Source organism: Serpentinicella alkaliphila, from assembly GCF_018141405.1.
In the GTDB taxonomy this organism is placed as follows: domain Bacteria; phylum Bacillota; class Clostridia; order Peptostreptococcales; family Natronincolaceae; genus Serpentinicella; species Serpentinicella alkaliphila.
Window position 1 is genome coordinate 1772307 of the sequence record NZ_CP058648.1, and the last position, 13872, is coordinate 1786178.

Consider the following 13872-nt stretch of genomic DNA (forward strand, 5'->3'; position numbering starts at 1 on the left):
GTACTATTTAGTTAAACGTTTTAATTAAATTATAATAAACAATTCGAGGTTGGTTTAATGAAAATTACGATTAAAGATATAGCACGAATTGCAGAAGTTTCTACAGCTACAGTATCCATGATATTAAATAATAAAGGAAATAATATTAGCAGTGCTACTAGGGAAAAGGTTATGAGAGTAGCAAAGGAAAATAACTATATACCGAATACTATGGCAAGAAGTCTTGTTACACGTAAGACTAAAACTATTGGATTGGTAATACCGGATATAGCTAACCCTTTCTTTCCTGAATTAGCAAGAGGTGCTGAAGATAAAGCAAATGAAGCAGGATATAGCATAATATATTGCAATACTGATGATGATCTAGAGAAAGAAGAAAAATATATAAATATGTTATCAGAAAAGATGGTTGATGGTATAGTATTCACAAATTCTGCTAAACGTACAGGCGGTCTTTCTCCAGTAGATAGGGGATGCATACCAGTTATATTAATAGATAGGGATTTAGAAAGTAAAAATATAAAAGGCAGAGTATTAATTGATAACTTAGAAGCTGCCTATAAAGCAGTTAGTCACCTTATTCGGAGAGGACGAAAAAATATAGTGTTTATAACTGGAGCACTTACTTCCACTACAGCCAAAGATAGACATGAGGGCTATAAGAAGGCTTTGAAAGATAATGCAATTAAATATAATGAAAAATATGTTAAAGCAGGTGAGTTTAGAAGTGATTGGGGTATAATAGCTACAAATCAGATATTAGACGAAGGCTTACCTTTTGATGCAGTTTTTTGTGGAAATGACTTAATCGCAATTAGTGTACTAAAAGTCCTAAAAAGTAGAGGATATTCCATTCCTAAGGATATTTCCGTAGTAGGGTTCGATGATATTTATATGGCAAGTGTTATAGAGCCAGGCCTAACAACAATTAAACAACCAAATTATGAAATGGGGTATATAGCAGTTGAGATGCTAATAGATACTTTAGAGAAGCCAGAGCTGTTGATTGAACAAAGATCTGTAATTTTAGAAACTGAACTTATAGTTAGAAGTTCAACATAAATAGAAGTTTTTTTACACTTTGTTTAAACGTTTAACTAACTAGGAATACACAATTCGTATAAGGGGGGATTAAATGATTGTTGTAGTTGGAAGTTTAAATATGGATTTAGTAACATATACAAATAGGATGCCTGTAATCGGAGAAACCATTATAGGTAAGAGTTTTAAACAGATACCTGGGGGTAAAGGAGCTAATCAAGCTGATGCTATAGCTAAACTTGGATCCACTGTAAGAATGATTGGCTGTGTTGGAGAAGATGTTATGGGTGAGACACTTCTGGAATCCTTATACAAAGATGGTGTTGATATCTCAATGGTAAAGCGAGTTAAAGGAGTCGCTACAGGGATTGCTTCAATTACCGTAGATTCTTCGGCAAACAATAGTATTATAGTTGTACCTGGTGCTAATAATATGCTTTCAATTGAAGATATTAAAGAATACGAGCAGGCAATTCAAGATTCTGATATTGTAGTTGCACAGCTAGAGGTTCCAATTGAAACAGTAAAGTATGTAATTAAGAGCGCAAAGCTCAAGGGGAAAATAACAATACTAAACCCTGCCCCAGCTGCTGAACTAGATGACGATCTTCTCTCATATGTTGATATTTTAATTCCAAATAAAACAGAACTTGAGTTACTGAGTGGTTTGCAAGTGAGTGATGATAATGACCTATACCACGCTACACAGGTGCTTTTAAATAAAGGGGTAAGAGATTTAATAGTAACCTTAGGAAGTAAGGGTTGTGTACATATAAATAACTCTGGAACAAGAGTATACCCAGCATATAAAGTCCAAGCAATAGACACTACAGCTGCAGGAGATAGCTTCATAGGGGCCATAGCCGTAGGACTTAGTGAGGGAATGTCATATGAACAGGTAATACCTTTTGCTACAGCAGTAGGTGCACTTACTGTAACAAAGGAGGGGGCACAGAGCTCTATGCCCCTTAGAAGTGAGGTAGAGGCTTTTACTCGAAAGAATGTATTTTGATTAAAAATAATTTATAAGGTGGTCACTGCTATGAAAAAAGGAGTTTTACTTAACTCAGAAATATCCTATACAATTGCAAAATTAGGGCATAGGGATAGTATTGTTATCGGAGATAGCGGGTTGCCTATTCCAAGTAGCTGTTTAAGAATTGATTTAGCAGTAAGTAAAGGAATACCTAGTTTTGTAGATGTACTAGATGCAATATTCACAGAGCAAAGGATAGAAGAGGTTGTAATAGCAAGAGAGACAAGGGAAGTAAACCCCTCTATATATCAAAGTATCCTTGATAGAATCGCAAAAATTGAGAAGGCGGATAATTATAAGATTAAAATAACTGAGGTTAACAACCACGATGAATTTAAACAACTAAGTAAAGACTCTAAGGCAGTTATTCGCACTGGGGAATGTACACCCTTTGCAAATATTCTATTAATATCTGGTGTTGTATTTTAAGGAGTGATGCTGTGAGTGAACAAATAGTTAAGATGAGAGGTATTTCAAAGGATTTCTCTGGTGTAAAAGCTTTAAAAGAGGTAGATTTTAATATATATCAAGGTAAAATAATGGCTCTACTAGGTGAGAATGGTGCTGGAAAATCAACATTAATGAAGATTCTAACAGGAGTATACGAGAAAACATCTGGAGAAGTCTATTTCAATGGGGAAAAAGTACATATAAAGAATACTAAAGAAGCCCAACGTATGGGAATCACTATTATTCACCAGGAATTAAACCTACTACCAAACCTATCAATAGGAGAAAATATTTTTCTAGGAAGAGAACCTGTTAACAGTCTAGGATTAATAGAGTGGAACCGATTATTTGGCGATGCAAAGACGATTATGGACAGGTTAGGAATAGTTGAAAAACCAGAAACCCTAGTAGGTGAACTCAGCATAGGCAAGCAACAGATGGTTGAAATAGCAAAAGCCCTTTCACTAAATGCCCAAGTGATAGTGATGGATGAGCCAACTGGGGCATTAACAGATAAGGAAACAGAGAGTTTGTTTAAAGTGATTAAGGAACTAAGGGCTGAAGGAAGGAGCATTGTATATATATCACATAGATTAAAAGAAATATTTGAAATTTGTGATGACGTTACAATAATGCGAGATGGTCAATTTATTGCAGAGTATCCTGTTAAAGAAATGAATGAAGATATGATGATTGAGTTAATGGTAGGCAGGAAATTAAATGAACAGTATCCATATATAACTAGTGAAGTTGGGGATATACAATTACAAGTAAAGAATTTAAATAACCCATATATCCATAATATAAGCTTTAACCTTAGAGGCGGTGAAATTGTTGGTCTAGCAGGTTTGATGGGTTCTGGAAGAACTGAACTAGCAAGAACAATTTATGGAGTGTTAGATATTGAAAGTGGAGAGGTAGAAGTTCAGGGAAAGAAAGTTCAAATAAAGAATCCAGGTCAGGCTATCAAACATGGAGTAGCATATGTCTCAGAGGATCGTAAAAAAAATGGTGTTGTACTTGGACTAAATATTAAAGAAAATATTAGCTTATCTATCTTACAAAAGTTGTCTGGTATTTTCGGTTCTATACTAAGAAACAAAGAAGAAGAGGTAGCCATAAAGTCAATAGAAGCAATGTCAATTAAAGCATCAGGTATTAATCAACTTGTAAAAAACTTAAGTGGAGGCAATCAGCAGAAAGTATCTTTATCTAAAAGCTTGATGACTAGTCCTAAAGTTTTAATATTAGATGAGCCTACTCGAGGAGTAGATGTAGGAGCTAAAAGAGAAATATATGATATTATAAATAAGTTTAAACAATCAGGAATAGGTATTTTGATGATATCTTCAGAGATACCTGAAATTTTAGGCATGAGTGATAGAGTGTTAGTAATGCATGAGGGAAGAATTACAGGCTGTTTAGAGCGTGAGAAGGCAAATCAGGAGAGTATAATGCGTCTCGCAGTTGGTAATACGGAGGTGATACTGTGATGGAAAGTCTTAAAGAATTCTTAAAGAAGAACAAGTCCTTAATTGTATTATTGGTGTTTTGCTTTATAATTGCTTTCATTAATCCAAGATTCTTGACAGTTAGTAACATATTAAATATTTTAAGGCAAACATCGATTAATTCCGTCATTGCTACAGGCATGACCTTTGTAATACTAACGGGGGGGATTGATCTATCTGTTGGATCAACATTAGCATTATCAGGAGCAATAGCTGCATCTTTAATTTCTCAAGGAACTTACGTATATTTGGCAGTTATAATTGCATTAGCTATTGGAGTTGGTATAGGTGCCCTAAATGGTCTACTTATTAGTAAAGGAAAGCTACAACCATTTATTGCAACTTTAGGTGTGATGACTCTAATTAGGGGGTTGACACTTGTATTTACTGACGGACGACCTATTAGCACTGGAAACACGATTAATTCAACCGCTTTCTCTAATATAGGTTCGGGGTACTTTCTGAAAATTCCATTGCCAATATATATTATGATTATAGTGTTCCTTATTGCTTATATAGTTTTAAGATACAACAGAGTCGGCCGATATGTCTATGCTTTAGGATGCAATGAGGAAGCAACAATTTATTCTGGTATCAATACAGATAGAATAAAAATTTTGGTGTATACCATATCAGGCTTCTTAGCAGCCCTAGGCGGGATAATTATAACAGCAAGGTTATCATCAGCACAGCCACAGGCGGGTACAGGTTATGAGCTAGATGCGATTGCAGCTGTTGTATTAGGAGGTACTAGCCTAGCAGGAGGAATTGGTGGCATAACTGGTACTATAATTGGAGCATTAATCATAGGTGTACTAAATAACTCATTAAATCTAATGAATGTATCATCTTATTATCAGTTGCTTTTGAAGGGTCTTGTAATACTTGTGGCGGTCTTATTAGATCGTAAACAGAAGTAAAAGGGATGGATTTATTGTGTCCTATTTTGGACACATAAATTATAATTTAATTATGGAGGGGATATTTATGAAGAAGTTATTAGTTATCACGCTAGTAGTAATCATGATAGGGAGTTTACTAGTGGGCTGTACAAAAACAAGCACTACACAAACACCGCAAAAAGAAGAGGTTAAAAAAATCGGTTTAGTTATTTCAACCTTAAACAATCCATTTTTTGTTACCTTAAAGGATGGAGCAGAGGCAAAAGCTCAAGAACTAGGGTATGAGCTTGTAGTATTAGATTCTCAAAATGACCCAGCAAAAGAAATGTCAAATGTAGAAGATTTAATAACTAAAAACGTAGCTGTTATACTTATTAATCCGACTGACTCTGATGCAGTTGGAAACGCTGTAAAAGCTGCAAACGCAAAGAGTATACCAGTAATAACATTAGACCGTGGTGCTAATTCAGGGGAAGTTGTTGCACATATAGCATCTGATAACGTTGCTGGAGGAAAAATGGCAGGAGAATACATCATCGCACAACTTGGTGGCAATGGTAAGGTAGTAGAATTAGAGGGTATAGCTGGTACTTCAGCTGCTAGAGATAGAGGGCAAGGTTTTAATGAAGCAATTAATGGTTCTAGCATAGAAGTTGTTGCTAAGCAAACTGCTGACTTTGATAGAACAAAAGGACTATCTGTAATGGAGAATATTCTTCAAGCACAACCAGAAATAGATGCAATTTTTGCTCATAATGATGAAATGGCTTTAGGTGCATTACAAGCAATTAAAGCATCAGGTAGATCAATTATGGTAGTAGGCTTTGATGCAACTGATGATGCTGTAAAAGCTGTAGAAGATGGTGAAATGTCTGCAACTGTAGCGCAACAACCTGAGAAAATAGGTTCTTTAGGTGTTGAAAATGCAGTTAAGGTAATTTCAGGAGAAGCTATTGAAAGCTCAATTCCTGTTGATCTTCAATTAGTAATAAAGTAATTAGTTATTATAAACAAAAATGCTATGTTATTGCAACATAGCATTTTTTCTCTTTTCTTTGTATGAATGTTTATAAAATACAGTATAAACATTTATAAATAATTTTTAGCATTTTTCAGCATTTATTTTAGTTTGATGAATAGTACCATGGGGATGTTCTGGTGGTGCGTATATAAAATATAGTTTTAATGGTCTATGCCCTGTATTTACAAAATTATGCCATTTTGCAGCAGAAACGAAAATAGCATAGTTATCATAAACTTTAGCTTAAAAATCTAACTTGTCTTTTGAATCACCCATCATAACAAAATCCTCACCCTCTTCAATACGCATGAATTGATCATGGTCATAATGAACTTCTAAACCAATGTCATCACTAACATTAATACTCACTAAGGTTAGTTGTAAATACTTCCCTGTACATAAGGCTAAACGAAAAGCATTATTTATCTTAGTGGCTTCTTCAATATTAATTACAAAGGGATCAGGTCCATATTCTTTTAATATAGGCATAGGTCTGTAAAATCCAGGATAGTATGAAGGTAAGTTATAACAATATGGTACAGATATGGTCTATAGCTATTATAAAAAGTACTCATTCCTTTAATTCCTGAGTTTATAGGTTGCAAGAACAAAAAATCAGCTAAACACCTTAAAAATACTAGGTCATAGCTGATTTGTTTTTATTTTTTTATGTTGTGAACTATTTCTTTCCTATAAGAACGAATTTGCTCGATTCTTATATTTCTGTAATTTAGAGAAACACCAAATAATTTTTCGATATCTCTATAAATTTCATCTTGTTTATTAAGTGAGTAGATTCCATTGGTAATAAATCTACACGTCGCATTTCTAAGAGACTCTTGTATTCGTTTAATAGAGTATTTGTTTTTGAGTTTATTCTCTAAAATTCTCGAAATTAATAATGCTACGAAACAAATAAGAAAATGTCCTTCTATTCTATCCTCTCTTCGAACATAGACAGGACGACCTTCTAAATCTGACTTTAAAACTTTAAAAGATTCTTCTATCTTCCAAAGACCTCTATACCTTTCAATTATTTCTTCATCAGGCATTTCAAGCTCACTGGTAACAAGAGCATAATACCCATCTAAGGCCACATCTCTTTCGTACTTAGACTTCAAACTCTAAGAGCGTTTTTTTATCTTCCACTTCACCTGTAAAAGTATCTATCTCTATTTCTTTTAAATACTTTTTTACACCATAACGATTAGAAGCTTTATATTTCGAAGGATTTTCAAGATACTCTTGAATTTTTTTCTTCTAATTTTTCTCTTTTGTGTTTTTCTCTAGCATCATAATCGGCGGCCCAGAAAGATACAACTTTTTCTTTGAGTGTAATTTCCTCACCATTTTCGTTATTAGTTTTTCTTTCCCTGAAGAAAGATTTAATCTTAAAAGTTTTAGTAGAGTTATAAACGTAGCCTTCATCTTTAAGAATTTCTTTTATAAATGTCTTAGAGATAAGATCTTACCTTTTGTGAAACTATGTAACCATCATTGTTTTCTACAAGAAAAGCTAGGTTTTTACCACTATTTAGAGCTTTGTCTCTTTGTTAGAATTACTCTCTCAAGAGCATATCTATTTTTCATATTCTTTAAGGCAGGAATAAGCATTGTACTATCATGGGTATTACCAGAAAAAGATCATACCCAACAGGTAGGCCTGCTCTATCAATTGCTAGACTCATTTGTACGATTGGCGTTGTTCTTTTTTGTTTAGAGATACCAACTTTTTAAGATTATTTTCTAAGTCTGATTCAAAGTAATAGTTAGTTACATCAAAGAAAACAAGTGAAGTATCTCTACCGTGGATCTGTGAAACTTGTTCATGAAGATGTTGTTGTAGGTCTTCTTTAATATCCTTCATTAGAGAGAGAGACTCGTAAATAGAATTTATAGTTACTTTAAAAGATTCGAAATACTCATCTTTATTTTCAAATGTTGATTTTTTACTAGCAGGTTTCAGAATTCTTCCATATAGAAGCAATTGAAAAACTTCATTCAAGTCAAAAACATGCTTTCTTTTACGCATTTGTGATTTAAAAAACTGAGGTAAACTAAGCTCATTATAGAGTCTTTCAAGAAAAAAGTAGCCATAGTTCTTATCAATTTCCATATCATCGTTACTATCACTAAGGTTCAATGTTAGATTTACTTGGTTTTTAGTTATCAATTTAGCAGAATCTTTTAGCTTTTGTAGAATATCCGGATCATTAGCCTCTAATTCTTCAAGATTGCCATAGCATTTAATAATTCTTTGTTTAGATTTACCATTTTCGTCACGGTAGCCTTCAACAAGATATACTTTTTTATACTTAGCTGTAGGACTCTTAGTCACTCTAATAAACATAAAATCACCCTCTTTTATTATGTCACAGTACATCGAAGTACACAACGATTATTTCCAAAATTTCCAATAAAAAAACACCTGAAATTCAAGTGTTTTATTATCTTTTTAGTTTTTGAACCTATAAACTCAGGTTATAACAATATGGTACAGATATGGTCTATAGCTATTATAAAAAGTACTCATTCCTTTAATTCTTTATTTGTAATATTATATGAATTCTATTAATAGTAAGGTACACTCTAAGCTGAATTCAGCGTAATTAATAAGTAATCACGAAGCATTCAGTAGAATCATATAATATTTTAGATTGTTTATAATAAATAGTTAGGAGTGAGTTCAAATGAGAGACGGAGATTTTAAAGATTTCTTAAAAAATAAAGGATTAGGTATAGGCATGTATTATACTAGTGGTAAAGCACTTGGTCTAAATGCAATACATGATCTAATTAAGTGGGGAAAAAGTATTGAAAGGGTATTTGGTGTAGATTTAGATTCAATTACAAAAGATAGTAATGCAACAAAAAATCTACTTAGGGCAATTCAAAATAGCGACGAATTGGTGAATAAACAGAAATCAAATCTAATGGGTACATTAAAAGCATATTATGAATTTGTAAATGGTAATGAGTCTGAATAAATAAAAATTTAGAATTTATATTACCTCACTTTATTAAATAAGAGTGAGGTAACTATTTTTTTTGGAAACAAAAATAGGGTAGTATGAGCTACTACTATAAAAAAAATTAAACTAATGTATTAAAGTTAGGTCATAGATTTATAACTTATTGAATATATTCTAATGGATAAAAATTACATTATAAAGAAAGGACTGTGGTAATATAATGGATTATCAAGACTATATAGAGGTACTGTATAGAGAGAGGAAGCTACGTTTGGATCGAGACGTAAATGAGCATTGGGTTGTAATTGGAGAAAAGATAATTGATGAACTTAACAAAAATATGAAATTCGGTGTAGGATATAGTTCCTGTTGGAGATACTCATTCCTCACTATAGATTTGCTGTAATAAAAAATTTTGTAGCTAATTTTCAAGTAAAAAGATTGAACAAAAATTGAATGTTTTATATTATATCCCACTGAATATAATTATAAAAGGAATATATTTAGGGGGATTTTTTATGATTTTGCTTATATCCAAAAATAAACTAGTATTATTTTTATGTATGTTTATTATAATAATCTCAATAAATTTATTAAAATTTACAGCAATTAGGGATGTTATGAAAATGAACAATGAAACATTATGGGGTAAAATTATTGTAATAGATCCTGGACACGGTGGAATAGATGGAGGAACTTGCCATGGTAATGATATCCTAGAAAAAAATATAAATCTATCTATAAGTCTAAAGCTTAAAAAAGAATTACAAAAAAGAGGGGCTACAGTTGTAATGACAAGAGAAACTGATGATTCTCTTGATGACCATATAAATAATGGAAATCGCCATGCTGAGGATTTAAGAGAAAGAGTTAGAATCATTAATAATAGCAATGCTGATCTATTTATTAGTATTCATGTGAACTATACTAAAAATATTAAAAGACAGGGGCCTATTGTATTCTACTATTTATATAGTGAAAAAAGTAAAGTGTTAGCAGAGAATGTTCAGACACATTTAAACGGTCTTTCAGCTTATAAAGAAATTGGCTTGAATCGCAGACCTGTTGAGGGTAGCTATTATATTTTAAAAAATACTTTGCCTCCAGGAGTAATAATTGAGACTGGTTTTATTTCAAATGAAGTAGATAGGGAGCTATTGTTAGAGGAAAAGCATCAGAAAGAGATTACTATATTAATTAAAAATAGTATTGTAGAGTATTTTGACAAGTGATACTTATGTGTGCTATAGGCACACATAAGAGAAGGGTGATTTAAAATGGGAAAGCTTATTCTACAAATATATAAGAATAAAGTCTTCATTAGTATGGTTGTGCTATCAATACTAGTAATTACTTATTATGTTCAAATTGAACAAAGACTAATGAAGGAAGTTAATCAAATCAACTATAGTGATTTAAACATAGTAAGAAACGGAGATGAAAATCAAAAAATTATTGCCTTAACATTTGACGATGGGCCACACCCTAGATTTACACCACAAATATTAGATTTGTTGAAAGAATATGATGCAAAAGGAACATTTTTTGTTCTAGGGAAACATGTAAAAGTATATCCGGAGGTAGTGGAGCGAATTAAAATTGAGGGTCATGAAGTTGGGAATCATACTTATACACATATTGACGTAACAAAATCTTCTTATTGGAAAATAAAAAAGGAATTTGAGGATACTCAGAACATTATATATAGTGTTACAGGTTCAAAGCCGAATATATTTCGCCCACCCTTTGGTTTTATAAACAATGCAGCTTTACATATTGTACAAGAGGGTGGAAGTAGAATAATTCTATGGTCTCCTAACCAAGACCCCAATGATTGGAGAAGTCCAGGGATAGATTCCATAGTTAAACATGTGCTATCTAACATTGAAAATGGAAATATAATTTTGTTACACGACTATATTCCGGAGAAGAATAGCCATACTGTCGAAGCTCTAAAAAGAATATTACCAGAACTCACTAAAGAGGGATATAGATTTGTGACAATTAATGAACTCATAGAAATTTCAAATTTAGAACTTATAAAAGTAATACAGTCGAATTAAATAAATAAATATGAATCAAGAAAGGCCGTAAAGAGGATACTCCTTAACGACCTTTTGCTTTTTTAAAAATGAACTTGTCTTCTAGGAAGCCTTACTTTGAATTTCTTTCTTTTCCTTATCAAATTTAGCTTTTTCCCATACATAATAATTGTTAAGTAGACCTAAAGACCTTTTCATTACTTTATCTTTAACTTTAGAACTATCTTTAAGTATATGTGACATTTGAACTAATTGAATTTCTAAATACTTAGGATTTTGAAATTTGCTTGTAAAGTTAGGATTTTTTGATTTATTTACAGATGCAGTAAGTGATTCTTTGAACATTAGTAATATAAAGCTATTTCTCTTTTGTTTTGGCACTTTTCTTGTCTCTTCATAAACTTGATTAAAAAATTTCTCCAGATTACGCTTTTTATAGTAATAATAAATAGCGCCTATTCCAACAGTTGCAACTAATATAGATCCAACAGTAAATATGTTTGAAATATCCATGAATAAGTTCACCCCTTCTTAAAATATACAACTTTATTTTAACATAAATTTGTCCCTAAATATACTATATAAAATAGGTAAATGAAAAATTATTAGTCAATAATCTTATTGTATTTTCAGTACTTGTGAGTTAGTTCAATTAATTCTGAGGGAAAGATGTATAAATTTACAAAAGAATAAGCACGTATTCCAGTAAGGAATATGTGTAGTATTTAGTTGAGAGTATTATTTAGCTCATAATTTTTATTACTATTTACTTTTAAACCTTTATTTAATAAAAGATCCTTATTTAGTTTCTTGTAATTACAACTATTAAAATCAATTTGACACTGTATTTTATTCATACAAGCATTACAAGCGACTTTTTGAATAGTTTGTTTTTCTTTATCTGATAAATTAATTAGCTCAATATAATGCTTTTTCTTATTAACAGTTTCATTTATATAGGAGTTTACAGTTTTTAAATAATCTTTCTTAACCAAAAATAGGGCTTTTCTTCTATCACTTAATTTAATAAGTTCAATAGAGACTATATTATTTTTTATTGTACCACGAATTACCTTAGTATTAATTTCTATTGATAAGTCTTCATAAGGAATATCTAAATAATTAACTTTACAGGTTATTTGTCCTTTGATTTTAATTGGAAATAAGTCAGCTAAATTATAGCTTTCTTCTAAATTTAATTTAAAGTACTTATCAAAAACTTTTGTACGTAAAGATAGTAAATATGTTATTAAAAGTGGTGTTATTAATAATGTAATAATAATACTAATTATATGAGTTGACATAATATCACTCCTTCCTATCTAATTTTAGCATAAGTATATAGTGAGCTAAACTGGATATTTATAGAATATTATTATTTATAGTCGTATCAATAAAACAAAAAGTAATTAAATCTAAATGATCAGTGAATTATTATTTTTATAATAAGTTGTATCGTATAAAATATCTTTTAGTATTTTTAAACCTTTTTCTAACTCATTAGAGTCTAAACATGATGAAAGTGATACTCGTAAAAACTGTTTTTCTTCCAAATTAGCAACCAAAAAGCGGTTGGAGTGATAAATTCTAATTCCATGCTTCAGTGCAAGTTTCTCAAATTCATTGGCATCATATTTTTGGTCTAAAGGAAGCCATCGGTAAAAACTGAGAGGGTTTTCATTCTCGTTGTTTATTTTAAAATACTTTTTATAAATTTCGTTTCTTTCTTTAGCTATTATCAACTTGTCTGACACTATTTTTTCCGCAAGACCAGTGTTAATTAATTCCGCGACTACTTCCACATTCAAAGCCGGCGTCTTTATTGTAGTAGTGTGAATTCCACGTATAATATTTGCTGAAAATTTATCGGCAAAATACAGAAAAGCGACTCGAATACCTGAGCACAGGGATTTTGATACACTACAAATGTAAATAGATTGCTCAGGCACAAAATAAGAAATAGGAAGGTAATGTCTTGGAGCTATAAAAGAAAAAATATCATCTTCTATCAAAATCAGTTTATTCTTCTTTATAATTCGTGCAATTTCTTCTTTTCGTTGCATGTTCATTAATATTGCTGATGGGTTATTACAAGAAGGGGTTAGATATATACCTTGTATACTATTTAATTTACATTGTACATCTAAATCTTCAGGATTCATTCCAAATGCATCACCTTTTATAGGGATTAGTTTAATATTTAACATATTAGCCAGCTCGATAAAATTTGGATAAGTATACATATCAACAGCAATTTTGTCACCAGCCCCGAATAAAGATATTAAGGTTAGCGTAACTGAATTTTGGGAGCCTGAAGTTATTGCAACATTATCAGCCTTTACACTTAAATTGAAGTTTTTTAACCATTTCATTGCAGTCATTTTATGATAAGGGGATCCTATGGGATAGCTGTAGTTTAATAAATTTTCTAGACAGCCTTTATCCGAAAGTTTTTTAATAGCTTCTGCTGTAACTAGATTAAAATCATCAAAAGGTTTAATTAGACCCATATCAATATAATTTTGATTTTCTATTGTACTATCTACAATTGAGATCTCTAATCCAAAATTCGGGGAAACAAAAGTACCCTTTCCAGTTTGAGCATATATTAATCCTTTTAATTCACATATTTTAAATGCCCTAGTTATAGTACTTAAATTTATATCTAAATAATCTGCAAGCTCTCGTTGAGGAGGAAGTTTTGTATTTGGGGCAAGATAACCATTAACAATATCATATTCTAATAGATTAGCAATTGACATGTATAATGGTGATTTTAGTTGAGTTTTGCTTGGTCTCCAGGTCATTGGATAGTTTTCAAAAGAGTTTACTGGCATAAATAACCTCCTAAATTGTATTGCATACAATTTTAGCATTGAAACCATACAAATTCAATG

Annotated in this window: 16 protein-coding genes; 10 read left to right on the forward strand and 6 right to left on the reverse strand. The window is 31.4% G+C overall.

Annotated elements, in window-relative coordinates:
* The first annotated feature begins 57 nt into the window (after positions 1-57).
* The 6 genes from HZR23_RS08880 to rbsB all read left to right on the forward strand — a co-directional run bounded on the left by HZR23_RS08880 (position 58) and on the right by rbsB (position 5937).
* Complete coding sequence (locus HZR23_RS08880; RefSeq protein ID WP_132849616.1) at positions 58-1062, forward strand: LacI family DNA-binding transcriptional regulator; 1005 nt, start codon at positions 58-60, stop codon at positions 1060-1062.
* A gap of 73 nt (positions 1063-1135) precedes the next feature.
* Positions 1136-2053: a ribokinase gene (gene rbsK, locus HZR23_RS08885; RefSeq protein ID WP_132849617.1), complete on the forward strand. Its 918-nt coding sequence runs from the start codon at positions 1136-1138 to the stop codon at positions 2051-2053.
* 30 nt (positions 2054-2083) lie between these two features.
* Positions 2084-2506, forward strand: coding sequence for a D-ribose pyranase (gene rbsD / locus HZR23_RS08890; RefSeq protein WP_132849618.1), 423 nt, complete (start codon positions 2084-2086; stop codon positions 2504-2506).
* Positions 2507-2517: 11 nt separating this feature from the next.
* Positions 2518-4020, forward strand: coding sequence for a sugar ABC transporter ATP-binding protein (locus tag HZR23_RS08895; protein ID WP_132849619.1), 1503 nt, complete (start codon positions 2518-2520; stop codon positions 4018-4020).
* Positions 4020-4958 (forward strand): ribose ABC transporter permease, encoded by a 939-nt coding sequence (gene rbsC / locus HZR23_RS08900; RefSeq protein WP_132849621.1) that lies wholly within the window; start codon positions 4020-4022, stop codon positions 4956-4958. The genes HZR23_RS08895 and rbsC overlap by 1 nt, the downstream gene beginning before the upstream one ends.
* 67 nt (positions 4959-5025) lie before the next feature.
* Entirely contained in the window at positions 5026-5937 is a 912-nt protein-coding gene (gene rbsB / locus HZR23_RS08905; RefSeq protein ID WP_132849620.1) for a ribose ABC transporter substrate-binding protein RbsB, read from the forward strand.
* Between the two features lie 267 nt (positions 5938-6204).
* Here rbsB and HZR23_RS17775 read toward each other — a convergent pair whose 3' ends face one another.
* The 3 genes from HZR23_RS17775 to HZR23_RS08920 all read right to left on the reverse strand — a co-directional run bounded on the left by HZR23_RS17775 (position 6205) and on the right by HZR23_RS08920 (position 8344).
* Positions 6205-6450, reverse strand: coding sequence for a cupin domain-containing protein (locus HZR23_RS17775; protein ID WP_330571500.1), 246 nt, complete (start codon positions 6448-6450; stop codon positions 6205-6207).
* A gap of 170 nt (positions 6451-6620) precedes the next feature.
* Positions 6621-7082 (reverse strand): IS1634 family transposase, encoded by a 462-nt coding sequence (locus HZR23_RS08915; RefSeq protein ID WP_213050197.1) that lies wholly within the window; start codon positions 7080-7082, stop codon positions 6621-6623.
* 563 nt (positions 7083-7645) lie between these two features.
* Positions 7646-8344, reverse strand: a complete 699-nt coding sequence (locus HZR23_RS08920) for a hypothetical protein (RefSeq protein WP_213050198.1) — start codon at positions 8342-8344, stop codon at positions 7646-7648.
* A 307-nt stretch (positions 8345-8651) separates the two neighbouring features.
* Here HZR23_RS08920 and HZR23_RS08925 point away from each other — a divergent pair, with 307 nt between their 5' ends.
* The 4 genes from HZR23_RS08925 to HZR23_RS08935 all read left to right on the forward strand — a co-directional run bounded on the left by HZR23_RS08925 (position 8652) and on the right by HZR23_RS08935 (position 10996).
* Positions 8652-8948, forward strand: coding sequence for a hypothetical protein (locus HZR23_RS08925; protein ID WP_132849710.1), 297 nt, complete (start codon positions 8652-8654; stop codon positions 8946-8948).
* A 256-nt stretch (positions 8949-9204) separates the two neighbouring features.
* Positions 9205-9339 (forward strand): hypothetical protein, encoded by a 135-nt coding sequence (locus HZR23_RS17575; RefSeq protein WP_283669800.1) that lies wholly within the window; start codon positions 9205-9207, stop codon positions 9337-9339.
* 112 nt (positions 9340-9451) lie between these two features.
* Positions 9452-10165 carry an N-acetylmuramoyl-L-alanine amidase family protein gene (locus tag HZR23_RS08930; RefSeq protein WP_132849708.1) on the forward strand — a complete coding sequence of 238 codons (714 nt, stop codon included), beginning with the start codon at positions 9452-9454 and terminating at the stop codon, positions 10163-10165.
* A gap of 45 nt (positions 10166-10210) precedes the next feature.
* Positions 10211-10996, forward strand: coding sequence for a polysaccharide deacetylase family protein (locus tag HZR23_RS08935; RefSeq protein WP_132849707.1), 786 nt, complete (start codon positions 10211-10213; stop codon positions 10994-10996).
* Positions 10997-11077: 81 nt separating this feature from the next.
* Here HZR23_RS08935 and HZR23_RS08940 read toward each other — a convergent pair whose 3' ends face one another.
* The 3 genes from HZR23_RS08940 to HZR23_RS08950 all read right to left on the reverse strand — a co-directional run bounded on the left by HZR23_RS08940 (position 11078) and on the right by HZR23_RS08950 (position 13812).
* Positions 11078-11488: a hypothetical protein gene (locus tag HZR23_RS08940; RefSeq protein WP_132849706.1), complete on the reverse strand. Its 411-nt coding sequence runs from the start codon at positions 11486-11488 to the stop codon at positions 11078-11080.
* Between the two features lie 212 nt (positions 11489-11700).
* Positions 11701-12279 carry a hypothetical protein gene (locus tag HZR23_RS08945; protein ID WP_132849705.1) on the reverse strand — a complete coding sequence of 193 codons (579 nt, stop codon included), beginning with the start codon at positions 12277-12279 and terminating at the stop codon, positions 11701-11703.
* 111 nt (positions 12280-12390) lie between these two features.
* Positions 12391-13812, reverse strand: a complete 1422-nt coding sequence (locus HZR23_RS08950) for an aminotransferase-like domain-containing protein (RefSeq protein WP_132849704.1) — start codon at positions 13810-13812, stop codon at positions 12391-12393.
* Between the last annotated feature and the right edge of the window lie 60 nt (positions 13813-13872).